The sequence below is a fragment of the Vibrio sp. T11.5 genome, assembly GCF_027587155.1.
Classification (GTDB): Bacteria; Pseudomonadota; Gammaproteobacteria; order Enterobacterales; family Vibrionaceae; genus Vibrio; species Vibrio neptunius.
The window spans coordinates 350235-373479 of record NZ_JAPPTP010000001.1 but is presented as its reverse complement, the minus strand read 5'-3'; the positions used below and the strand labels follow the sequence as shown (position 1 = coordinate 373479).

18 protein-coding genes and 4 tRNA genes are annotated in these 23245 nt (G+C 45.1%); 14 read left to right on the top strand and 8 right to left on the bottom strand.

Annotation, left to right across the window (positions count from 1 at the left end):
- Positions 1 to 9: 9 nt before the first annotated feature.
- The 3 genes from OH455_RS01740 to OH455_RS01730 form a co-directional block, all read right to left on the bottom strand.
- Positions 10 to 2373 carry a DNA polymerase II gene (locus tag OH455_RS01740; RefSeq protein WP_269980115.1) on the bottom strand — a complete coding sequence of 788 codons (2364 nt, stop codon included), beginning with the start codon at positions 2371 to 2373 and terminating at the stop codon, positions 10 to 12.
- 74 nt (positions 2374 to 2447) lie between these two features.
- A complete protein-coding gene (locus tag OH455_RS01735) occupies positions 2448 to 4286 on the bottom strand; it encodes an Lnb N-terminal periplasmic domain-containing protein (RefSeq protein ID WP_269980114.1) in 1839 nt (612 codons plus the stop codon).
- 136 nt (positions 4287 to 4422) lie between these two features.
- Entirely contained in the window at positions 4423 to 4908 is a 486-nt protein-coding gene (locus tag OH455_RS01730; protein ID WP_269980113.1) for a DUF3015 domain-containing protein, read from the bottom strand.
- A 351-nt stretch (positions 4909 to 5259) separates the two neighbouring features.
- Between OH455_RS01730 and uvrY the strand changes: the two genes are divergently transcribed.
- The 7 genes from uvrY (at position 5260) to OH455_RS01695 (ending at position 9012) form a co-directional block, all read left to right on the top strand.
- The gene (gene uvrY / locus OH455_RS01725) at positions 5260 to 5904 is read left to right on the top strand and encodes a UvrY/SirA/GacA family response regulator transcription factor (RefSeq protein ID WP_006962720.1); all 645 of its coding nucleotides are present in this window, start codon (positions 5260 to 5262) and stop codon (positions 5902 to 5904) included.
- Positions 5904 to 7736, top strand: a complete 1833-nt coding sequence (uvrC, locus tag OH455_RS01720) for an excinuclease ABC subunit UvrC (RefSeq protein WP_269980112.1) — start codon at positions 5904 to 5906, stop codon at positions 7734 to 7736. The genes uvrY and uvrC overlap by 1 nt, the downstream gene beginning before the upstream one ends.
- A 78-nt stretch (positions 7737 to 7814) precedes the next feature.
- Positions 7815 to 8372, top strand: coding sequence for a CDP-diacylglycerol--glycerol-3-phosphate 3-phosphatidyltransferase (pgsA, locus tag OH455_RS01715; RefSeq protein ID WP_045974358.1), 558 nt, complete (start codon positions 7815 to 7817; stop codon positions 8370 to 8372).
- A gap of 236 nt (positions 8373 to 8608) precedes the next feature.
- Positions 8609 to 8682: transfer RNA gene (locus OH455_RS01710), tRNA-Cys, on the top strand.
- Between the two features lie 3 nt (positions 8683 to 8685).
- Positions 8686 to 8761, top strand: a tRNA-Gly gene (locus tag OH455_RS01705).
- A 71-nt stretch (positions 8762 to 8832) separates the two neighbouring features.
- Positions 8833 to 8919: transfer RNA gene (locus tag OH455_RS01700), tRNA-Leu, on the top strand.
- A 17-nt stretch (positions 8920 to 8936) separates the two neighbouring features.
- Positions 8937 to 9012 (top strand) — tRNA-Gly (locus OH455_RS01695).
- Positions 9013 to 9116: 104 nt separating this feature from the next.
- Here the strand turns inward: OH455_RS01695 and OH455_RS01690 are convergent.
- A complete protein-coding gene (locus OH455_RS01690; protein WP_269980111.1) occupies positions 9117 to 10157 on the bottom strand; it encodes an alkene reductase in 1041 nt (346 codons plus the stop codon).
- 135 nt (positions 10158 to 10292) lie between these two features.
- Between OH455_RS01690 and OH455_RS01685 the strand changes: the two genes are divergently transcribed.
- Complete coding sequence (locus OH455_RS01685) at positions 10293 to 10871, top strand: TetR/AcrR family transcriptional regulator (RefSeq protein ID WP_269980110.1); 579 nt, start codon at positions 10293 to 10295, stop codon at positions 10869 to 10871.
- A 30-nt stretch (positions 10872 to 10901) separates the two neighbouring features.
- Here OH455_RS01685 and OH455_RS01680 read toward each other — a convergent pair whose 3' ends face one another.
- Positions 10902 to 12026 carry a PQQ-dependent sugar dehydrogenase gene (locus OH455_RS01680; protein WP_443088574.1) on the bottom strand — a complete coding sequence of 375 codons (1125 nt, stop codon included), beginning with the start codon at positions 12024 to 12026 and terminating at the stop codon, positions 10902 to 10904.
- Positions 12027 to 12222: 196 nt separating this feature from the next.
- Here OH455_RS01680 and OH455_RS01675 point away from each other — a divergent pair, with 196 nt between their 5' ends.
- From OH455_RS01675 to pheT, 6 genes are all read left to right on the top strand, one after another.
- Positions 12223 to 13011: a TetR/AcrR family transcriptional regulator gene (locus OH455_RS01675; RefSeq protein WP_269980108.1), complete on the top strand. Its 789-nt coding sequence runs from the start codon at positions 12223 to 12225 to the stop codon at positions 13009 to 13011.
- A gap of 181 nt (positions 13012 to 13192) precedes the next feature.
- Entirely contained in the window at positions 13193 to 15583 is a 2391-nt protein-coding gene (locus OH455_RS01670) for an efflux RND transporter permease subunit (RefSeq protein WP_269980107.1), read from the top strand.
- Between the two features lie 11 nt (positions 15584 to 15594).
- Positions 15595 to 16395: an outer membrane lipoprotein-sorting protein gene (locus tag OH455_RS01665; protein ID WP_269980106.1), complete on the top strand. Its 801-nt coding sequence runs from the start codon at positions 15595 to 15597 to the stop codon at positions 16393 to 16395.
- An 8-nt stretch (positions 16396 to 16403) separates the two neighbouring features.
- On the top strand, positions 16404 to 17585 hold the full coding sequence (locus OH455_RS01660; protein WP_269980105.1) for a hypothetical protein: 1182 nt from the start codon (positions 16404 to 16406) through the stop codon (positions 17583 to 17585).
- Positions 17586 to 17922: 337 nt separating this feature from the next.
- The gene (pheS, locus tag OH455_RS01655; protein ID WP_004413586.1) at positions 17923 to 18906 is read left to right on the top strand and encodes a phenylalanine--tRNA ligase subunit alpha; all 984 of its coding nucleotides are present in this window, start codon (positions 17923 to 17925) and stop codon (positions 18904 to 18906) included.
- 18 nt (positions 18907 to 18924) lie between these two features.
- Positions 18925 to 21330 carry a phenylalanine--tRNA ligase subunit beta gene (gene pheT / locus OH455_RS01650; protein WP_269980104.1) on the top strand — a complete coding sequence of 802 codons (2406 nt, stop codon included), beginning with the start codon at positions 18925 to 18927 and terminating at the stop codon, positions 21328 to 21330.
- A 73-nt stretch (positions 21331 to 21403) separates the two neighbouring features.
- Here the strand turns inward: pheT and OH455_RS01645 are convergent, their stop codons facing one another.
- The 3 genes from OH455_RS01645 to OH455_RS01635 are packed head-to-tail and all read right to left on the bottom strand — an operon-like array spanning position 21404 to position 23242.
- Positions 21404 to 21910: a DUF2165 family protein gene (locus tag OH455_RS01645; protein ID WP_269980103.1), complete on the bottom strand. Its 507-nt coding sequence runs from the start codon at positions 21908 to 21910 to the stop codon at positions 21404 to 21406.
- Entirely contained in the window at positions 21907 to 22632 is a 726-nt protein-coding gene (locus tag OH455_RS01640; protein WP_045974259.1) for a metallophosphoesterase family protein, read from the bottom strand. The genes OH455_RS01645 and OH455_RS01640 overlap by 4 nt, the downstream gene beginning before the upstream one ends.
- Positions 22610 to 23242: a queuosine precursor transporter gene (locus OH455_RS01635; protein WP_045974258.1), complete on the bottom strand. Its 633-nt coding sequence runs from the start codon at positions 23240 to 23242 to the stop codon at positions 22610 to 22612. Before OH455_RS01635 ends, OH455_RS01640 begins: the two co-directional genes overlap by 23 nt.
- Positions 23243 to 23245: the final 3 nt, after the last annotated feature.

Sequence of the window (23245 nt, the reverse complement as noted above, 5' to 3'; positions counted from 1 at the left end):
TGTTCATTGTCAGAACAAACCTAGTTGTGGCTCACTAAGTGTCGAGAAATCAAGGCCAATAAATGGCAAGATGGCTTCGGCAACCGGTTTGAGTTGTTTATCAATGTAGTGCTGATAGTCGATGGCGCTTTTTTGGTATTCTTTGGGTTCAGGTCCTGAAATAGTGATGACGTATTCAATTCTACCTTTGTTTTGATACTGTAATGGACGACCGAGTTGGCCGTTTATTGCATCTGCCATTCTGGCTGCGCGTACCTGTGGGGGAATGTTTTTCTGGTACTCATGAAGCTTTCTTCTCAGTCGTTTTTGATAAATCAGCTTATCATCGAGATCTCCCGCTTTTGTTTGCTCGACAAATCCGCGAATATATTCACTCGGATTCTCACCATGAAATACCATTGAGTACAGTGTTTTTTGGAACTCTTGTGCTAGTGGGGTCCAGTCTGTCCGTGCACTTTCTAATCCTTTAAAAATCAGCCGCTCATTTTCTCCTTCACCAATGAGTCCAGCATAACGTTTTTTTGACCCTGTTTCCTGCCCGCGAATTGTTGGCATTAAGAACTTTTTGTAGTGTGTTTCATACTCTAACTCCAAAATTGAGTTGAGGTTGTACTCACTACGTAAGTGATTCGTCCACCACTCGTTGATATGGTCTACGAGCTGGTGGCCAATCTTATCGGCTTGTTGTTGAGAAAATTGCCCGTTTAACGATACAAACGTCGAATCTGTATCCCCATAAATTACTTGATAGCCTTTATTCTCGATAAGTACTTTTGTCTGCTTCATGATTTCGTGACCACGCATAGTGATACTTGACGCCAAGCGAGTATCAAAGAAGCGACAGCCAGAAGATCCCAGTACCCCATAGAAAGAGTTCATGATGATCTTAATTGCTTGTGAGAACGCCTTTTCATTGTTTTTCTTGGCGATATCGCGCGCCGCCCACAGGTTTTCGATCATCTCGGGCAAAAAGTGTTTACTACGATGAAATTGACCGCCACGAAATCCTTCAACAGCCTGGTTCTCTTGTTTACCCACGTCCAATTTCAACCCTTCGATCAAACCCATAGGGTCTATTAGGAAAGAGCGAATAATGGAAGGGTACAGGCTCTTAAAATCCAAAACTAACACCGAATCATATAGGTTCGGAATGGAGTCCATGACATAGCCCCCTGGGCTAGCCAACCAGTTTTCAGATTGTAGGTTAGGGGCAATGTACCCAGCACGATGGATTTGTGGCAGGTAAAGGTTGGTAAATGCAGCGACCGAACCGCCGACACGGTCCAGCTCAACACCAGTCAGTTTAGAGCGTTCAATGGCGAACTCAAGCAAGTGGGTGTGGGCAAAAATCTTGTTGACCAGAACACAATCTTGCAGGTTGTACTTTGCAAGTGAGGGCTTATCCTTTTTGAACATGTAATTGATTTCGTCCATTCGATCATGAACATTGTGGATTTGCTTACCCTCGCCGAGTAACTCCTGAGAAACCGATTCAAGCGACCAGCTTCGAAAGTGATAAGTGGCGGTTTTTAGCGTATCGATACCATCTAAAACCACGCGACCTGGGATTGATATGAATGCTTGTTGAGTGTTACTTGAGGTGCGAAAAAAACTCGCTTGGTTGTCACGGCCTATAGCCAGCCGAACTTTGTTCCACTCAGCCCGCTTATGCAGGAGTCGAAAGTCGAAATCGATTACATTCCACCCGATGATGACGTCAGGATCAAATCGTTCAAACCATGAGATTAAAGTGAGCAGGAGTTGTTTTTCATCTTTGACCCATTCGATACTCGTGCACGCCTCTTGCGGTTCACCTATCATGACCACTCGACTGTCCATCGGGCTATCGAGTCCGATAGAGTAAAGAACGCCTTTCTCTGAACATTCAATATCGAGCGAGACGACCTTCAGCTGAGGGATATAGTCCCCCTGACGACATTTGACGCTTGAAAAGCGAGTGTAGCCCTTTCTAGGTTGGGGGTGACCGGTAAATTCGACACTTCCTTGAACAAAGCGCTCCATTAAGTATCGATCTGCGAGGCGTATATCGTCTTCGAGTACAAGAATTTCGTGATGTTTGAATTTTTGACTTAGCCGTTGCCCGTCTTTAACGGTTAAGCAGTAACAAGCCGCAAGTTCTACATCATCAAAGCTATGCAGCGCCAAAGGTTTTATCTCAGCCTGAATTGATAACTCTTTAATTAGAGTTTGGCATTGCTTGATATCGTCTTGAGGAATAAAGAAGACGGGTTTCTCTGCCGGTATAACAAGCTGTACAGGCCCATTATCAGTAGATAACCATAAATCGATCTGAGTTTGACCAGAAACATCTCTAGCGTGACGGGTAAGTAGGAAGCCTTGTTGGACGGACATTTGTACTGCTCTAAATGAAAACCAAGCAACGGATGAAGCTTGGTTTCACTAGCTTAGCATAAGCAGGCTCACTCTTAATAATAGATAAAGCCAGTAAGTTTGGCGCCAATGTTCTCAGACTGCCAACTTTGATAACTCAATTGTGTTCGTACAGCAAAGTTGCGATCAAAGCTCCAGTTCCAGCTCGCATCAATGTCGACATGGCTCTCTTCCGGAGAACTTACCAGCGCCATAGTTTGAGCTTGTAATCCTATTCTATGATTACGGCCAGCTTGGAAAATTATACCCGTTTCCAAGCCGACTCCAGGGGTTGCGTCATATTCGGTCAGATTGCCGCCACTGACTGCACCTGACAAGAGAGTGTATACGTGGACTTTGTCTGGTGAGCCCCAGGCCTTGCCAAAGCCACCCTGTCCGAACCATCTGCCTGCCATCTTATTAGACATAGGCTGGCGGTCAAAACCAGTACGAATATTCCAAGCCCAACTGTCGAACACTCTATTACTTGGCGCCAGCGCCATTGTGTCGATAAAGTAAAATCGATCCAGCCGAGCAGTGCCTTGCTGATCAAAGCTCACTTGAGTATCTAAAAAATTAATCTGTGCGCCGGGTATGAAGCCATCCTGTGAATCAAGCAAATCATGATACGCTGCTCTCCATTCAATAGTGGCTTGATTATTGTAGTCATCCCAGTACTGGTAGCTCAATCCGATACGAGCGGAAGCATGCCCTTTTTCTGGTGGGACATCAGGTTGCAGTACTGGGGTAAAAGGGGATTCAACTTTGATTCTGCTGCGTAGATAGAGCAACTTAGTCAATCGTTTGGCTGTTGGGTCCCGCTCTAAACCGGAGTCATACAATTGAAAGTTTAACCACTCATAGGCGAGCTCTAGAATCGCTGCTCGTTCTTTATCTGAGAATTCGTTTTCACTCGGGTACTCGCCTTGAGTCGCTTTTTTCGCAGCCTCGAATATTTTCTCATCGGCTTCATTGGCTTGATGTAGTAATCTAGTGCCAAACGCTTCGCGATATTGAGGCTCTTCCAATAGTCCGCTTTCCGCTAAGGCATAAACCGTATCTGATGGAATAGCTTGTACAGAGAAGTTTTTGGTTAAGCGCAAATCTTCCCGAGCGACATCTAACAGAGACAGCAATTGATAAGAACAATTTTCGTCTAAGAAATAGTAATCAAACTCTGCTCTTTGCATCTCCCATAAGTGTAATAGAACTCGATTGACTTCGTCTTCCGTGAGTTTAAGTTTGTACTCCCAAATGTCTCTGGATTCGATGTCGTTGTATTCACGAACTTTTCGATAATATGGCATCACGGTGTAACGACCGGGATAGCTGCCGATCAACCCCTTGATGGCAAACAGAGCGGGGTTGTCATCTGTTTCAGGTTCAGCAGCAAAATTAATAGCAAAGGCTACCAATTCTTTATGTCTGGTTTGATCCTTAGCATCTACACGCAATAGAGTGTGACCAAACATCGAAGAAGGGTTATTCATAAATGCGGTTGGGAAAACCAGCGTAAGACCCGCCGGATCGATGGCTTGGCTCCAAGTGTCCAACTCTGGGCAATTCAATATCGCCTCACGACCTTGTTGTTGCTCAAGCCAATGATAGCGCGCGGGGTATTGGCACTGAGCTTCTAATGCCAGTTGCTTATCTTCAGAATAGAGTTGATTGATGGTTGCCTCGAGCTCTGCTCTAGGAGAGTACTTTCCTTGCTCTGAAAGAAAAAACTCGCTTTTATCGACGGTACTCTCGTATCCATTAATAAACGTAGGCAAATAGTGTCCCAGCTTATGCCAGTAAGAGTGCTTGGAAAGCTGTTCTACATCGAATTCGTTAGCGGTCGAGGTAAAAGGTAGCAACAAGCTAACGCCACACAACAATGAAATTTTTAGCACATAGGACTTCATCTAATACACAGTCTTACAGTTCGGTTTATCTTCAACTTTCAGTGCTAGGGTACAGCAAAGCGAAGGGAGGTTTAGGGTGATGCTAAAAAGGTGCCCAGAAAGGCACCTTTTAGAAAGGTATGGATTAAATAGCGTAACCCGCTAGTTGTGTGTTCTCAGCAACAACGTTGTTCAGGTTTACAAACACCTCTTGAGAGGTGACATTTTCAGATTTGAAAACCTGTGCAAAGTTTTCCTGAGCTAGTGTGTTGAATGTTGCTTTGTCAGCTTCATTAATACCCCATACCTCAGAAAGCGTCGCGAGAGTTTCGCCTTCGCCTTTAGCGATGTCACGTGCTAGGTTGTCCATGTTTCCATCAATGAACATCGCTAGCTTTTGAGATGATGAAATCGTACCTGTGCCGTCACAGCCTAGAGTACCAAAAGTGATACCAAAAGTTTGGTTGCCAGAAGTACCGTTAGTTGTAGCGGCTAGGATTTTAGATACCTTACCTGAATTACCATCGAATACCATAGTACCCAAACCACAACCAATATCATTGTCTGCAAGTGCCAGATTAGACATAGGAAGAGTTGTTGCTAGGGCTGCCACTGCTAGAAGCTTTTTCATAACATATCCTTATAAGATTACATTCAAAGTGTATTTTTTATTTGTGCAACAATATGTATTGCGCCGTGTATTATTAAGTGAAGTTAGCTTCATTTTCAATATTAAGACTTGTGTTATGTGTCCCCATGCGGCTTTTTGAATCTCAAGCCCAATGTATGACTTAAGTTGTTGATAGATATGTTACTAGTGTATTAAGCAGCAGATATGAAAATAAGTACTTGCTAAAGTTTGCGTTAGAGCACATATTCAGAGTAAGTAAAAAATGTAATTTGAGTTAAAATAGGCTGCCATGCTGTTATCCGCTATTAAAGAGTGGGTGCAGAGCCAATCAAGAAGTGTGGAGATACAAGTTTGATAAGTGTTTTCCTTGTAGATGATCACGAGCTGGTTCGCACAGGGATACGACGTATTATTGAAGACGTCCGTGGAATGAACGTAGCAGGGGAAGCTGAAAGCGGTGAAGACGCAGCGAAATGGTGTCGTAGCAATCATGCCGATGTCATTTTGATGGATATGAATATGCCAGGTATTGGGGGCTTAGAGGCAACCAAGAAAATCTTGCGTTTCAATCCTGATGTGAAAATCATCGTTTTAACTGTTCATACGGAAAATCCGTTTCCAACTAAAGTGATGCAAGCAGGTGCCGCAGGTTACCTGACTAAAGGTGCGGGGCCAGATGAAATGGTCAACGCAATTCGTGTGGTCAATAGCGGCCAGCGTTATATTTCTCCTGAAATTGCTCAGCAGATGGCGCTTAGCCAATTCTCTCCAGCATCGGAAAACCCTTTTGCTGATCTTTCTGAGCGTGAATTACAAATCATGATGATGATCACCAAAGGGCAGAAAGTGACTGATATATCAGAACAGCTGAATTTGAGCCCGAAAACGGTCAACAGTTACCGCTACCGCTTGTTCAATAAACTGGATATTAGCGGTGATGTAGAGTTGACTCATCTAGCCATTCGCCATGGAATGTTAGACACCGAGACATTGTAGTGACCGCCACATTCGACTCGGCTTCCTTTCTAAAAACCGTTACTAATCAGCCCGGCGTATACAGAATGTATAACGCCGAGGCTGTTGTCATTTATGTGGGCAAAGCTAAAGACCTCAAAAAACGCCTTTCTAGTTATTTCCGCAGCAAAGTAGACAGTGAAAAAACACGAGCTTTAGTCAGTAATATTGACAAGATTGATGTCACGGTGACGCATACCGAAACAGAAGCACTGATACTTGAACACAATTACATTAAGCAATATTTGCCTAAATACAATGTATTACTGCGTGATGACAAGTCATACCCTTACATTTTTGTCAGTAGCCACAAGCACCCGCGACTATCGATGCACCGCGGTGCAAAAAAGCGCAAAGGTGAATACTTTGGACCTTACCCCGACTCGGGAGCGGTTCGGGAAACTCTGCATTTAATTCAAAAAATTTTCCCAGTTCGACAATGTGAAGATACGGTATACAGTAATCGAACTCGACCTTGTCTGATGTACCAAATTGGCCGGTGTGCGGGGCCATGTGTGAGCAGTATTATCTCCGATGAAGATTATACCGAGCTGGTGGGTTTTGTTCGTTTGTTCCTGCAAGGAAAAGATCAGCAGGTTTTAACAACATTGGTTGAAAAAATGGAGCTAGCCAGTAAAAGTCTTAAGTTTGAAGACGCGGCAAAGTTTAGAGACCAAATTCAAGCGATACGCCGTGTTCAGGAGCAGCAATTTGTTTCTGAAGACTCTCAAGATGATATGGACGTCTTAGGTTTTGCTCAAGAAAATGGCATTGCCTGTATCCATATTCTGATGATTCGCCAAGGTAAGATTTTAGGCAGTCGTAGCCATTTCCCTAAGATTCCCAATGATACGACTCAGGAAGAAGTGTTTTATAGCTTTTTGAGCCAGTATTATCTGAGCCACAACGAAGCACGAACGATCCCGACACGAATCATCCTTAACTCCGGCCTGATGGAAGAATCGCTGCCATTACAAGAGGCTCTAGGCGAGATTGCCGGACGTAAAGTCCATTTTCATGTTAACCCGACGGGGACTCGTGGACGTTACCTTAAGCTGTCGAATACCAACGCACTGACTGCAATTACTACTAAAATCAACCACAAGATGACAATATCCCAACGCTTTAAAGAGTTACGGGAAGTCTTAGGTATGGATATCATCACTCGTATGGAATGTTTCGATATATCGCATACAATGGGAGAAAGTACGATTGCTTCCTGTGTTGTGTTTAATCAAGAAGGGCCAGTTAAGCAGGAATACCGTCGCTACAATATTACTGGAATTACCGGTGGTGATGATTACGCCGCGATGGGACAAGCGCTTGAGCGGCGTTACTCCAAGCAGCTAGATGTAGAAAAAATCCCGGATATTGTGTTTATTGATGGGGGGAAAGGGCAGCTTAACCGAGCATTTGAAATCATTTCACAGTATTGGGGAGATTGGCCTAAACGGCCACGTTTGATTGGTATTGCGAAAGGAGTGACGCGTAAACCAGGATTGGAAACTTTGATTACCACAGACGGTGAAGAGTTCAACTTGCCTAGTGATGCACCAGCTCTACATTTAATGCAACATATCCGTGATGAAAGCCATAACCATGCCATTGCGGGGCATAGAGCTAAGCGTGGAAAAACAAGAAGAACCAGTGCCTTGGAAGGCATTGAAGGGGTGGGGCCGAAACGTCGTCAGGCATTGCTCAAATACATGGGGGGATTACAGGAACTTCAACGTGCTAGCGTTGAAGAAATCGCCAAAGTTCCTGGGATTAGTGTTTCTTTGGCAGAAAACATTTATCAAGCATTGAAACAATAGGAAAAATCCCGCACCATAAGAGCCCTGTTTTTAAGCAGTGAACAGAGCAATACGCAAACGATAAGAGCCTCAATAAATATGCGTTTAAATATCCCTAACATTCTATCTTTGTTACGACTTTTCCTTATTCCAGTATTTGTCGTGGTTTTTTATCTTCCTTACAGTTGGGCACCTTTTGCAGCGGCAATGGTGTTCTGGGTTGCAGGGTTCACGGACTGGCTAGATGGAATGTTAGCGCGAAAGTTGGGGCAAACCTCCCGTTTTGGTGCTTTTATCGATCCTGTTGCTGATAAAGTCCTTGTCGCGACCGCTCTGATTCTTGTCACTGAACACTACCATTCCATTTGGGTAACAATTCCTGCTGTGACTATGATTGCTCGAGAAATCATTATTTCTGCATTGCGTGAATGGATGGCAGAAATCGGTAAACGTGCCAGTGTGGCAGTTTCATGGGTAGGTAAAGTAAAAACGCTTAGCCAAATGTTTGCTTTATGGGTGCTTATCTGGCGTTATGACGACTGGATGGTTTGGTTAGGTTACGCCGCGCTTTATGTTGCGACCGTATTGACCTATTGGTCTATGGCACAGTATTTAATGGCAGCCAAAGACGACCTTCTCAGTGAAGAGCATCATTAAAGAAAACGGGCAATAGCCCGTTTTTTTATGCCTCTCATCTACTTTGTTTAAGTTAACTTGGTCAAAATCAAAAGAATTTTGAGAGTAAATTAATCAAATTAGACGCTTTTGACTGTTAATTAGACAAACGATTCAAAAAATTAAAAATAGTGTTGACTCATTAGTTCGAATCCGTAGAATGCATCCCGTACCCAAGAGGAACGCAGCGAAATAAGCGAGACGATTGGTGTTACGAAGGCGTGTTGGCAGAGTGGCTATGCAGCGGATTGCAAATCCGTGGACCTCGGTTCGACTCCGGGACGCGCCTCCATTTGCGACACTAGCTCAGTTGGTAGAGCGCAACCTTGCCAAGGTTGAGGTCACGAGTTCGAACCTCGTGTGTCGCTCCAAATTTTATGATGCCGATTCCTGATGGGTCGATGTCAAAGATGGTGTCTCCATCACAAATTTAGATTTGTGTGCCCTGGTGGTGGAATTGGTAGACACAAGGGATTTAAAATCCCTCGGCGTTCGCGCTGTGCCGGTTCAAGTCCGGCCCGGGGCACCATCTAACCAACGCATTATGCGACACTAGCTCAGTTGGTAGAGCGCAACCTTGCCAAGGTTGAGGTCACGAGTTCGAACCTCGTGTGTCGCTCCAAATTACGAAGCCCTGTCCATTTGGTCAGGGCTTTTTGTATCTTCATTACATAATAAATCAGCGGCCAAAAGCCGCTGATTTTTAACTCACCGAACGTGAATGGGTTATACAAGCTCGGCAAGCATTTCATCCGAATATTCGGTCAACACTGATCCTGATTTTACTTTTTCGACATAGTCAGGGTTGGCGATTAATGGACGACCAATTGCCAGCAAATCAAATTTACCGGACTCCAACGCCGCATTCCCGGTTTCTGGCGTAAAACCACCAACACCCATTAGCGTCTTACTGTAGTTTGAACGCATATACTCTGAAACGGTGCCATCTAGGTAACCAAATGACATGCTATCGTCAAAAATTCCCACGTGAAGGTAGCTTAGATCACGGCTTTCGAGTGCTTTGAGCAAGTAATCTGAAACCTGACGATCACGATTGTCTGGTTCCATGTTGAAGTAAGCACCAGGAGAGAGTCGTAGTGCTGTTCTATCTTTACCGATGGCATCAACGATTGCATCGACGACTTGCAACGGGAAGCGCGTCATATTTTCTGCTGAGCCACCAAATTCATCGTTTCGAGTATTGCTTGAATAATGCAGGAATTGGTCGATCAGATAGCCATTTGCCCCGTGGATTTCAACACCGTCAAAGCCTGCCTCTAGAGCGTTAATAGCGGCCTGACGATAATCGTCAACAAGTTCTTCAATCTCTTCTCGGGTCGCTGGCTTAGGCGTGGTGTAGGTCAGTTCTCGCATGCGGGGTACGCTGCCTTCAACGCTGACTGCGGAAGGCGCCAGTACATATTCTCCATTGAAGAAGTGAGGGTGCGCAACACGGCCAGTGTGCCACAACTGCACAAAAATCTTACCGCCTTTCTCATGAACCGCGTCTGTCACCCTACGCCAGCCTGCAATTTGCTCCTGACTGAATATTCCGGGGGTATTTGGATATCCCTGACCATCTGGGCGAATGATGGTCGCTTCACTAATAATCAAACCAGTATCTGCTCGACGAGCGTAGTAATCCACCATCGCTTGAGTTGGAACTAGGCTGTCATCAGCCATACAACGAGTCAGTGGTGCCATAACAATTCTATTGTTCAACGTAATAGTGTCGTTCAGCGCTAATGGTTCAAATAGGTTATTCATGACGTTCCCTTCGTGGTTTTTCTTGAATGCCCATTCAAGTTAGTCTAATTTGAACAAGCATTCAACTACTTTTTTGAATGCTTGTTCAAAATAAAGTAGAATCAATCAATATTGATAATTGAGATAAGAGAACCAATGCGCAGCGCTGAATTTGACCGGGAAGAGGTATTACGTTCTGCAATGGATGCTTTTGTAGCTAAAGGGTACGCTAAGACCAGTATGCAAGACCTAAAAAAGGTAACTGGACTGCACCCCGGTTCAATCTATTGTGCCTTTGAAAACAAGCGCGGCTTATTGATTGCGGCGTTGGAACAGTATCGTGATGATAAATCGCAAGAGTTTCAGGCTTTGTTTGACTCCCAACCAACAGTGATGGATGGCTTTGAAAAATATCTAAGTTGGGTTGTCGAAGAGTGTGAAACGGAAGAAATCAAAGACTGTTTGCTGCAGAAATCACTCAGTGAGATGGCACAGCAGGATGATGAGGTGGAACATCTTATCAGCATGATGCTTCAAGATTGGCATCAGTCTATTGAAGAGAAGCTTGCTCTGGCTCAGCGAGAGGGAAATGCATCTCAAAAAAAATCGCCGGCTCAGTTAGCTCAATTTTTGGTGATGGGCATCTATGGTATGCGAACTTTATCTCACACTCAGCCAAAGCCTGGGGTATTAGGTGAGCTCAAGGATGAACTGCTGGAGCATATCACCGCATAAGAACAAGGCCCTTTATTGCGGGCCTTTTTCTTAACTGCGAGTTGGAACAAGGCGGTATATATTACCTTGATCAGTACTAAAGATGAGTTCATCCTTAGGGCTGACGATGACATGGCGAATGCGTTCGTTAAGTGCTGATAATATTCGAGTTTCATCTACCGCTTGATTGTTTTTGTCTAGCGTGACGACATTAATATGGGTCAGTTTTAGAGCGGGTGCGAGAAGCTTACCGTTCAATTCAGGGTAGTTTTTACCTCGATACAAAAGCAAACTTGAGGGAGCGATGGAAGGAACATAAACCTTTACTGGTGACTCGATCCCCTCTTTTTCTTTAGATTCCCCGACATTAATCGGCCCCCAGTATTCTTTACCGTGAGAAGTGATTGGCCAGCCATAGTTTGAGCCTGCCTGAATAAAATTGATTTCATCGCCGCCTCTAGGACCATGTTCTATCGACCACAAAGCGCTAGCTTCTGAATCGTAAAACAAGCCTTGTGGATTACGATGACCAAAGCTCCAGATTTCCTTTTTCGCGCCTTTTTGCTCGGCGAAAGGGTTGTCTGCGGCTGCTGAACCATCAGGGTTCAACCTCAGAATCGATCCCGCATGGGTACTTAAGTCCTGTCCATTATCTCGTTCTCCGCGATCGCCAACACTCATGTAGAGGTACTGATCATCGAAGGTCACCCGACTACCATAGTGGCGATTGGTCGAGGAATTGGATGTTGTCGTAAGGATGTTTCTCCAGTCAGAGACCTTACCGTCTGAAAATGTGAAGGTAGCAAGAGTGGTATCTGAACCGCTAGCGGTGCGTTTACTATAGGTCACATACGCTTTGTTCGGTTCGAAAGGGGACATCGCGATATCGAGCAACCCTCCCTGACCGTTGGCATAAAGGCCTGCGGGGTCTTCCATAAGCTGAGTACTTTTGCCTGTAGCGATATCGACCGAGAGAATATGGCCTTTGCGTTCGGTTACCAGTAACGTGTTGTCGTCGGCGAACGTCATTCCCCAAGGAACCTGTAAACCTGAAGCAATTTTTTCTGTTGAGTAGTCCGCTGACAATGCCGGACTTGTCCAGCATGTAAAAGTAACAAGCGGCAAAGCTAAGTATTTGAACACGTGGCAATGTCCCTCTAGTTCAGATAAGTGCATAAAGTGTAGCACGATAACAATTCATAGTTTTTATGTATCTATCTACGAATAAATCTTTTATTTGAGTAATATATGATCTATTATGACGAAGTGTCAAAAATGACGAATCGTCATAATTGTGGTTTATCGCAATATTATGATTCGTGTTACAATTAGAAAGTTAAGGAGTAACAGACGGGTACGGATCGAAATAATCATGTTTGGCTTTAGCTGTAAAAAGAGTGATAAAAAAGACGGCGTCCGTTGTGGTTTTGGGTTAACCAAAAAACAACAGGCCATTGCCGATAGAGAAATAGAGCTGATTCTACTGGCGAAAGCGCTGGTTCAAAAGGAAGGGTGGAGTAACCTGACCATGGACAAGCTAACGGCAGCAAGCCCTTACTCGAAAGGTACGATTTATAATCACTTTAGTAGTAAAGAAGACGCGATTGTTGCGCTTTGTATTCATTCTCTGAAAAGCGAAGCTGTGTTATTCGCCCGCGCTGCAGAATTTGAAGGCTGTACACGGGAAAAAATCATAGCGATGCATGTAGGCTATCGTATCTACACGCGCATGGAGCCGATTTTGTCCATGTGTGCACTAATGGCGAAAAATCCTTTTGTACTTGAGAAGGCGTCGCCAGAACGTGTTAAAGCGCTAAATGAGCTGGAAGAGCAAGTGATAGAAGGTGCCGATCAACTGGTGAACCATGCCGTTGAAAGTGGTGACCTCAAGTTCTCACCAGGTATCAGCTCAGATGCGATAGTGTTTGCCAATTGGTCGATTGCTTTTGGGTCAAATGCCCTTACGCAAAATGCGTCCAATAGCCATTGTATCAATCGCCTACAGGACCCGTTCTCTGTGCTCCATAATGCGAATATGCTGTTGGATGGTTTGAACTGGAAACCTCTCTCTAGTGAGTGGGATTACAAGAAAACCTGGCGCCGAGTAGAGCAGGAGCTATTTAGTCAAGAGATCGAATATCTCAACTCCGTCGGACGCTAATCTGCTTCAGCCTAAAATAAAGCCCGTTATGGGTTTTATTTGACTCTCTAAATGACGAATCGTCAAAAAAGACACTCGATAAGGTTTGAATCATTCAAACACGAGCTTTGTTACTTAAGTGCCAGCGTTAGCTGGTTTTTAAATAACAACTTTTGACGAAACGTCACAAACGGAGAGTGTGATGAAATCAGCCAACTCTAGTCCAAATCAACCACATCTGTGGTTAACCTTACCCACCCGATTTAGCGGTTGGGTACTCCTACTGACATTAGCACTGGTCACCGCTGCCACTTTTGGAGGAAAGAATCTCTATTTCCGTGGTGACTACAACATCTTTTTTGACGGAAAAAACCAACAACTGCTCGCCTATGAGGAAATACAAACCACTTTTGCCAAATCCGACAACATCGCAATCATCATTTCTCCCCAAAGCGGTAACGTTTTTGAGCTAAAAACTCTAGAACTGATTCAACAGCTTACCCAAGATGCCTGGCTAGTACCTTATTCAAGCCGAGTCGACTCCATAGCCAATTATCAACATACCGAAGCTATTGAAGATGACCTGATTGTCGAGGATCTTCTATTGGAAGAGTATCCTCTGACGCCAGAACGCATCGAGAAGGTTAAGGCGATTGCTTTGTCTGAACCTGTGGTCAAGCATGCCCTGATCTCTGAAAAAGGTGATGTAACAGTAGTGAATGTCACCGTTCAGCTACCTGAAATTGATGAAACGACGGAAGCACTTGAGGTGGTTGCTGGAGTCGATCAACTGTTAAGCAAGTATGGTGAGTTGTACCCTCATGTCGAATTCCATAAAGCGGGGATCATTGCAATGAACCATGCTTTCATGGTCGCCGCTCAGGATGACAGCTCAACATTAGTGCCAGCCATGTTGCTGGTAATACTGGTGTTTTTGACCATTATGCTGCGTTCCTTCCTGAGTGTGATAGCCACGCTTGTGGTGATCATCGGCTCAGTCGCCGCAACTATGGGGTTATCGGGTTGGGCTGGTATGTTCCTAAGTACAGCTACGGTCAATATTCCCACCTTAGTGATGACGTTGGCTGTCGCGGACTGCGTTCATGTTATCGCAACGATGCGTCAGAGCATGCAAAAAGGCCATTCTAAGCAGTATGCGATCGACCACAGCGTTTCGATTAACTTCATGCCGATCGTCATCACCTCAGTGACTACAGCGATTGGTTTTTTAATGATGAATATGTCGGATTCGCCAGTATTGAGAGATTTCGGAAACTTGGCAGCGCTCGGTGTGATGTTGGCGTGTTTTCTATCAGTCAGCTTGTTGCCAGCGCTACTCAAATTGCTGCCAATTAAAGTGAAGCGAAAAAAGACCGATAATGGGAAAACCAGCGACTCGATGGATAAGCTTGGCGATTGGGTAGTGAATAACCGCAAAGCCTTGCTGCCTATTTCTGTCGTTGTGATTGCGGTATCAGCAGCAATGATTCCGCTGAATAAGGTGAACGATGAATCGGTGAAGTATTTTGATTCGCGCAATGAGTTTCGCCGCGCTGCGGATTTCATGGAAGAGCGTATCAGTGGCATGACAACCATCAGTATTGCGGTGAAAACCCATGAGTCCCAAGGGATTGCTGATCCTATTTTTCTCCAGACGATTAGTAATTTTACTGACTGGCTTCGTATGCAGCCAGAAACGGATCACGTCGCCACGCTTTCCGATGTCTATAAACGCCTGAACAAGAACATGCATGGCGATGATGACAGTTACTACAAGCTGCCTCTGCAAAGAGAACTCGCTGCCCAATATTTGTTGTTGTATGAAATGTCACTGCCATATGGCCTTGATCTTAATAACCAGATTAATGTTGATAAATCGTCGATCAAACTGGTGGTGACCATCGACAACTTGGGCAGTGTTGAACTGGTTGATTTAGAGAATCGAATTTACGACTGGTTTAAGGCGAACGGTTCGCAGTACGACGTGTTGGCTTCGAGCCCATCTCTGATGTTTGCACACATTGGTGAGACCAACATGGCTAGCATGCTGTCGACACTACCTATCACTCTGATCTTGATTTCAGCTTTGATGATTTTTGCACTGAGATCAATGCGACTTGGTGTGATCAGCATTGTACCTAACATGGCTCCGGCAATTATTGGCTTTGGTTTATGGGCCTTGCTCTCTGGTGAGATAAACCTAGGCCTGTCTGTCGTTGTCACTCTGACACTGGGTATTGTTGTTGATGATGCGGTCCACTTTCTCTCGAAATATCAACGTGCACGTAAGCAAGGGCAAAACGCGGAGCAAGCCGTTCGCTACGCCTTTCACACTGTAGGCCGAGCTCTTTGGATTACCACCATTGTATTGGTTGCAGGGTTCACTGTGCTGGCGATGTCCACGTTCAGACTTAATGCAGATATGGGCCAGTTAAGCGCCATGGTGATCTTTATTGCTCTTGTTGTTGATTTTGTTTTCCTACCAGCGCTGTTGATGCGCTTTGATACCGCAAACTACGCGCAGGAAAACGAATCACTGATATCAACTACCAATTCGATTCAGCCAACAACGGCTCCTCAGACACAAAGTTAAAGGAATACTCTATGAAACATTCAAATTATTCATTGATCACATCGGTCGCGCTGTCTGCTTTGTTGACAATCGGCGCTCAATCTACGGCGTTTGCTGACGCTGAAAAAGGATTGGAAATTGCAACTGAACGCAAAGCACGAGATGAAGGCTGGGGTGACTCAATCGCAACCATGCAAATGGTACTGAAAAATGCACAAGGAGAGAGTAGTACTCGCGAAATGCGCATGAAGTCATTTGAAGTGGCTAATGATGGCGATAAAGGTTTGACGATTTTTGACCAGCCAAGAGACGTCAAAGGAACGGCATTTCTCAATCACTCGCACACAGTCGATGCTGATGACCAATGGCTATATCTACCAGCGCTCAAACGAGTTAAACGGATTTCATCACGTAACAAATCTGGCCCGTTTATGGGCAGTGAATTTGCTTACGAAGACTTGAGCTCGTTTGAGTTGGAGAAATACACCTTTACTTACCTCCGTGATGAAGAGTTCGGAGGAAGTAACACTTTCGTTGTCGAGCAGATACCAACAGACAAAAGTTCGGGTTACACCAAACAGCAAGTTTGGCTGGATAAAGAACATTACCGACCAATGCAGGTTGAATTCTATGACCGAAAAGGTGCACTGCTTAAAACGCTCAAATTCGATGATTATCAGCTTTATCTAGATAAATACTGGCGTGCCCACACTATGGCGATGACGAATCATCAAACAGGCAAGAGCACGTTGCTTACTACTAGTGATCTCCAGTTTCAGACTGGTTTGAGAGCAAGAGATTTTGAGAAGAATATCCTCAAACGGGTGAAATAAGGATCGCTATGAGTAAAATATGGAATAAAACAGGTCGCCTTGCGGCCTGTGTATCACTGACGCTAGCTGCCTTACATTGCCATGGATTCGAACTTTCAGGTCAGGTCAATCTTGAGCATCGACAGTTCTTTTCCGACGGACTTCAGGGACAAAGTAAAGGTCAAAGTTCAATCGTTTTGCGGCCTGAATTTTATTGGGAGGTTGATGACAATTCAGATTTTACCTTCACACCTTTTTATCGTTTAGACAGCGAAGATGATGAGCGAAGTCACGGCGACATTCGAGAAGCGCTTTATTTAACCTACTGGGACGACTACGAGCTGCGTGCCGGGATCGGAAAGGTTTTCTGGGGCGTTACTGAGTCGGCACATCTGGTCGATGTAGTGAATCAAACCGATTCGATTGAAGCGGTGGATGGCGAAGACAAGCTAGGGCAACCTATGTTGCACCTGACTTCAGTCAAAGATTGGGGAATTCTTGACGCTATGCTTCTTCCTTACTTCCGTGAACGTACCTTTGCAGGCCAAGACGGGCGTTTGAGGACGACATTGCCAGTGTCAGAGAATGCGGTGTATGAATCTTCGCGTGAGGAGCAGCACGTTGATTATGCACTGAGATACACCCAGATGTTTGGAGATTGGGATCTAGGGTTAAGCTACTTTCAAGGGACCAATCGTGATCCGTATTTCCGCCTTCAAGGAACTGACTTGAAGCCTTACTACGCGCAGGCGAAGCAAGTCGGCGTGGATGTTCAAGGCATTGTCGGCGACTGGCTATGGAAGCTCGAGAGCATCTATCGTGACAGTTTTGATCACCACATTGGGCTGGTTTCAGGGTTTGAATACACCATTGTTGGTGCATTGCAAAGTGTTTGGGATGTCGGGCTTATCACAGAGTATCTCTATGACAGTCGAGGCAACAATGCTCAAAGTACAGGTCAAAACGATGTGTTCATAGGTTCACGTTTCGAGTTGAACGATGAGGATGGGACCGAAATATTACTCGGATTCACTCAGGATCTGGATAACAGTGATGTGTTCATTGCTAAGTTGGAAGCGTCAAGTCGATTGACCAATCACCTGAAATGGCGAGTCGATGGCTGGTGGTTTGAGAATGAAACACCTGACGACTTATTGTACTTCGCGCGCAAGGATGACTTCATTGAAGTGTCGCTAGAGTATTATTTTTAAGTGACAACTCAGTAGTACATTTTTCAATGGGTCTTTGTGGCCATTCTTAGGGGGCGACTTCGCTCCCTTTGTTGTATTTAAGTCTTTAGCATTGCGGTATTCCTCTGTACTGTGAGGTATCACGTTTGTCCCTAAAACACTCATTTTTAGGCTTAAATGGCTGAGCGTGATGAAAGTGAACAATCATTAAGCTGCTTTTTTACCCAAAGAGAGGTCGAATCCCGATTTCAGATTGGATTTAAACCTCGCTTTCGTTACTATGTACAGCTATCTTAAAATACCAAAAATCCCTCGCGGGAACCCTTATGGAAACTACCTAAAGGTAGATGAGGAAACGATGCAACATCTAGAAGAGATCATTGCTAACGCGAACGCCGCTATTGAAGCAGCAGATTCGTTAGTTGCACTTGATGAAGTGCGTGTTCAGTATCTAGGTAAAAAAGGTGAGCTAACGGCTCAACTTCAAAGCCTAGGTAAACTACCACCAGAAGAGCGCCGTGAAGCTGGTCAAGAGATCAACAAAGCGAAAGGCGTTGTTCAACAAGCGATCGCAGCTCGTAAAGATGCACTGCAACGTGCAGAGCTAGAAGCGAAGCTTGCAGCAGAAACTATCGACGTGACTCTACCGGGTCGTCGTATCGAGAACGGTGGTCTACACCCTGTGACTCGTACTGTTGAGCGTATTGAACAGTTCTTTGGTGAGCTAGGCTTTAACACTGAGTCTGGTCCTGAGATTGAAGATGCATTCCATAACTTTGATGCACTAAACATCGCAGAAGACCACCCAGCGCGTACTGACCACGATACGTTCTTCTTTAACCCAGATCTGATGCTACGTACTCACACGTCTGGCGTTCAGATCCGTACGATGGAAAATGGTAAACCACCATTCCGCTTCATCGCACCGGGCCGTGTTTACCGTAACGACTACGACCAAACACACACGCCAATGTTCCACCAAGTGGAAGGCATGCTAGTAGACGAGAACGTAAACTTCGCACAGCTAAAAGGCATCCTGCACGATTTCCTATGTAACTTCTTTGAAGAAGAAGTGGAAGTTCGTTTCCGTCCTTCTTACTTCCCATTCACTGAGCCTTCTGCAGAAGTAGACGTGAAAGGTAAGAACGGCAAATGGCTTGAAGTTCTAGGTTGTGGCATGGTTCACCCTAACGTACTGCGCAGTGTAGGCATCGACCCTGAGAAATACTCTGGCTTTGCATTTGGTATGGGCGTTGAGCGTCTAACTATGCTTCGTTACGGCGTAAACGATCTTCGTGCGTTCTTCGAGAACGACCTTCGTTTCCTAAAACAGTTCAAGTAATCCAGGGGAACCATCACTATGAAATTTAGCGAATCTTGGCTTCGTGAGTGGGTAAACCCTGCGGTATCGACTGACGAACTTACACACCAAATCACAATGGCGGGTCTAGAAGTAGACGACGTACTACCTGTTGCTGGTTCTTTCACTGGCGTTAAAGTAGGTAAAGTGGTTGAGTGTGGTCAACACCCAGACGCTGACAAACTACGTGTAACTAAAGTAGATGTTGGCGCTGAAGAACTTCTAGACATCGTTTGTGGCGCATCTAACTGTCGCCTAGGTATCAAAGTTGCTGTGGCGACTGTTGGTGCAGTACTGCCAGGCGATTTCAAAATCAAAAAAGCAAAACTACGTGGTCAACCATCACACGGCATGCTGTGTTCATTCTCTGAACTAGGTATCGACGTTGAATCTGATGGCATCATGGAACTAGCAGAAGACGCAGCAATCGGTACTGATTTCCGCGAATTCCTAGGTCTTGACGACGTAACAGTAGATGTAGACCTAACGGCTAACCGCGCGGACTGTTTCAGCATCCGTGGTATGGCGCGTGAAGTTGGCGTTCTAAACCGTGCTGACGTAACTGAGCCTGCAGTAAACGCAGTAGCTCCAGCGATTGATGACACGGTTTCTATCGAAGTGAAAGCGACAGCTGCATGTCCACGTTACCTTGGCCGTGTGGTTAAGAACGTAAACGTTAAAGCTGAAACACCACTTTGGATGCAAGAAAAACTGCGCCGTTGTGGTATCCGTTCTATCGATCCAGTAGTAGACATCACTAACTTTATTCTTCTAGAGCAAGGCCAGCCAATGCACGCATTTGATCTTGCTAAGATCGAAGGTGGCATCGTAGTACGTATGGCAGAGCAGGGCGAGAAGCTAACTCTTCTAGACGGCAATGAAGCTGAGCTAAACGCTGATACTCTAGTAGTAGCAGACCACAACAAAGCACTTGCTATCGCAGGTATCTTTGGTGGTGAAGAGTCTGGTGTAACCACTGAAACTAAAGACGTACTACTTGAGTGTGCGTTCTTCGCACCAGACCACATCCGTGGTCGCGCACGTAGCTACGGTCTACATACAGATTCTTCAATGCGTTTTGAGCGTGGTGTCGATTTCGCACTACAAACAAGCGCAATGGAGCGTGCAACAGAACTTCTTGTTGAGATCTGTGGTGGTGAAGTAGCACCTGTTGTTGCAGTAGAGTCAGAAGCTGACCTACCAAAAGCAAACACAGTATCACTACGTCGCACTAAGCTAGACAGCCTACTAGGTCACCACATTGCTGATAGCGATGTGGTTGAAATCCTAGAGCGTCTTGGCCTAACTGTAGAGACAACAGACGCAGGTTGGACAGCGACAGCACCGACATGGCGTTTTGATATCGCAATCGAGCAAGACCTAATTGAAGAAGTAGGTCGTATCTACGGTTACGATAACATTCCTAACCAAAACCCAGCGGCAGCACTTAAGATGCACGACCACGTTGAAGCGAACATTCCGCTAAAACGCGTTCGTAACCTACTTGTTGACCGTGGTTACCAAGAAGCAATCACTTACAGCTTCGTTGAGCCAGAGCAGCAAAAACTTGTTGTTCCAGGTGTTGAGCCGCTAATCCTGCCATTCCCAATCTCTGCGGATATGTCAGCAATGCGCCTAGGCCTAATCCAAGGTCTACTAAACACTGTGGTTCACAACCAGAAACGTCAACAGCCGCGCGTTCGTCTATTCGAATACGGCCTACGTTTCATCCCAAGTGAATCTGCTGAAAACGGTATGCGCCAAGAGCCTATGCTTGCAGGTGTTATCGCAGGTACTCGCAGCGAAGAGCACTGGGACATCGAAACCAACACGGTTGATTTCTTTGACCTTAAAGGTGACCTAGAAGCGGTTCTTGAGCTAACAGCTAACGAAGTAGCTTACTCTTTCGCAGCGCTTTCTGCTGAAGACAAAGCAGCGAACCCAGCGCTTCACCCAGGTCAATCTGCAGCAATCATCGTTGATGGCAAGCAAGTTGGTGTGATTGGTACCGTTCACCCAGAGCTAGAGCGTAAGTTTGGTCTAAACGGCCGTACTATCGTATTCGAAGTGGAATGGTCTGCAATCAACACGAAAGTGATTCCAGAAGCAGTACAGCTTTCTAAGTTCCCATCAAACCGCCGTGACATCGCGGTAGTTGTTGATGAAGCAGTCGCTTCTGGCGACATCGTTGCAGCATGTCTAGAGCAAGGTGGTGAGTTCCTAAAAGGTGCGAAACTGTTCGACGTTTACGTTGGTAAAGGCGTTGAAGAAGGTAAGAAGAGCCTAGCAATCGCGCTAACACTACAATCTGTCGAGCGCACGCTTGAAGATGCAGACATCGCTGGTGCGGTTGACGCTATCGTTGCTCACGTATCTGAGAAGTTTGGTGCGTCACTGCGTGACTAATCACTTCTGATTAGATAGTAAAAACCCTGCTTAGTTAGCAGGGTTTTTTTATTGCTATTGGTGTAGCAACGAACTAATCGTTATTTGGTCTTGGCATCAGGATATAAATCAACGTCAGAATGATAAACATAGCGAAGGTGTATGCCTTCATTTGTCCATTCCATGAGTTTGCCCACATCGAAAACCATTCAGCGCCAACCACGCCGAAACCGAAATACCACACACCTAAAGCAACGGTAACACCAGCTACATAGAACGCCTGACCTTTGGAGAATCCGACCGCTTCACGTTTGAAGAACATAATTATAGCGCCGACAACGCATAAAGCGCCTGCAAGGAATTCAAGTGCGATGATCAGATTGTAAAACACAGTATGAAGAGTTGGAGAAGTGATCGCACGCCCATACAGGTTGTCGCCTGTAAAAAATGCCTTCATTTGGTCCATAGCTAATACGTGTTGTACAAATTGGAAGTTTGTATTGTAGTCAATCACATTGTTATAGCTGACCAGCACACAGAAGATCCCCACATACATAGCGACAACGGCTTTCGAAATATCGAGAACCAAGCTTAATCTCATAGCACAACCTCATTTACAGTTATTGTTTGTTTTGAAATAGTAAATTTGTTCATTCCGATACGTTCACTTCGATTGTATTCGGCAATGGAGTGATCAAATCCATAAGCGGTTGCTGGCGCCATGTACTGCGTAACACCTTCTTTGGTGCAGGTAATATGATCATGGCCATGACCACAAATAACCTCTCTGACGCCAGATTGCTTAAGGATATTGAATATCTGTTTGTCGTTCTCAAGGCAGATGGCCTTCATCCACTCTGAACCCACACGTATGATTGGGTGATGTACGACAACAATAGGGTCTTTTTTTCTGCGAATTTGTTTTCTCAGGCGAGCTATACCACGATTGTCTATTCTACCTGAGCCGAGAGGGTGGCGAGCATCAATTGGCTTCTGGCTTGAATCAAGGAAGATGAAATTACGCCCTGCAATCTCACATTGATCCACCACCTGGATCAGTGAGCCTTTAAGCTCATTCTTCATTAAGACTATATCGTCGTGGTTACCTGCAATGGCATAAACATGTTTGCTACTAATGTGTTTAGAAACAAAGCTTAGTAGCTGTGTATAATCGCCTGATTTAGGGCCACAACAGATGTCACCTGTGAGTAGAATTGTGCCGCAGTTGCTATCAGAGTTTGCTACATCCAGCGCCTTCCCAAGGTTTTTGAAGCTCGACTCATCGCTCAAATGGCAATCGCTAATTTGAAACACAGTATTCATGCTTGTTCCTGATAAGATTGATAATTAAGAGAGTGGGACCCAATAGAACCAGCTGAGCGACGAGTTTTTTAATACTCGCCCAGAACATTATGTCCATTAGTAAACTGCTTTCTTTTACTCCCCAGAATGCAAGGATTAGGAATAGGTTTACGTCGGCGAGGGCGACGATCAGTGTCGCTAACGCAATTCTTATTGCGATACTCTCAATTTTCAGTGAATTAAACAGTACACCAAACAGAAACATCGAAACAAAGTAGGCGCACAGTGAGGATAAATAAATACGGTAGTTACTGAGACTGTAGATTAGGTCAAAACTCTTGTTGTAAGTCGACTCGGCGTTGACGCCGGGCAGAATCGCTGCAATGTACATCAGGCTGATAAACGACAGATAACCGAAATAGGCAAAGGTAATAGACTTGAAGTACACATCTGGAGAGCGTGTCGCCATGATGATGGAAGAGAAGAGGTAAACAAACGGATAGGTGAAGAATCCCGCAGTTAGGTGGATACCGAAGAATTCAACAGCTTTTGCTGCAGCCATGTTTGAAGCGGTTAGGAAACAGAACAGACCGAGCGTAGCAAGCATGGTCGATCTTTCGAGTACGTTCATTGA

Bases quoted from the DNA above. Each gene is read 5' to 3' on its own strand.
- OH455_RS01740 (WP_269980115.1), bottom strand. From the start codon at position 2,373: ATGTCCGTCCAACAAGGCTTCCTACTTACCCGTCACGCTAGAGATGTT.
- OH455_RS01730 (WP_269980113.1), bottom strand. From the start codon at position 4,908: ATGAAAAAGCTTCTAGCAGTGGCAGCCCTAGCAACAACTCTTCCTATG.
- pgsA (WP_045974358.1), top strand. From the start codon at position 7,815: ATGCGTTTAAATATCCCTAACATTCTATCTTTGTTACGACTTTTCCTT.
- OH455_RS01690 (WP_269980111.1), bottom strand. From the start codon at position 10,157: ATGAATAACCTATTTGAACCATTAGCGCTGAACGACACTATTACGTTG.
- OH455_RS01685 (WP_269980110.1), top strand. From the start codon at position 10,293: ATGCGCAGCGCTGAATTTGACCGGGAAGAGGTATTACGTTCTGCAATG.
- OH455_RS01680 (WP_443088574.1), bottom strand. From the start codon at position 12,026: ATGCACTTATCTGAACTAGAGGGACATTGCCACGTGTTCAAATACTTA.
- OH455_RS01675 (WP_269980108.1), top strand. From the start codon at position 12,223: ATGTTTGGCTTTAGCTGTAAAAAGAGTGATAAAAAAGACGGCGTCCGT.
- OH455_RS01670 (WP_269980107.1), top strand. From the start codon at position 13,193: ATGAAATCAGCCAACTCTAGTCCAAATCAACCACATCTGTGGTTAACC.
- OH455_RS01665 (WP_269980106.1), top strand. From the start codon at position 15,595: ATGAAACATTCAAATTATTCATTGATCACATCGGTCGCGCTGTCTGCT.
- OH455_RS01660 (WP_269980105.1), top strand. From the start codon at position 16,404: ATGAGTAAAATATGGAATAAAACAGGTCGCCTTGCGGCCTGTGTATCA.
- pheS (WP_004413586.1), top strand. From the start codon at position 17,923: ATGCAACATCTAGAAGAGATCATTGCTAACGCGAACGCCGCTATTGAA.
- pheT (WP_269980104.1), top strand. From the start codon at position 18,925: ATGAAATTTAGCGAATCTTGGCTTCGTGAGTGGGTAAACCCTGCGGTA.
- OH455_RS01645 (WP_269980103.1), bottom strand. From the start codon at position 21,910: ATGAGATTAAGCTTGGTTCTCGATATTTCGAAAGCCGTTGTCGCTATG.
- OH455_RS01640 (WP_045974259.1), bottom strand. From the start codon at position 22,632: ATGAATACTGTGTTTCAAATTAGCGATTGCCATTTGAGCGATGAGTCG.
- OH455_RS01635 (WP_045974258.1), bottom strand. From the start codon at position 23,242: ATGAACGTACTCGAAAGATCGACCATGCTTGCTACGCTCGGTCTGTTC.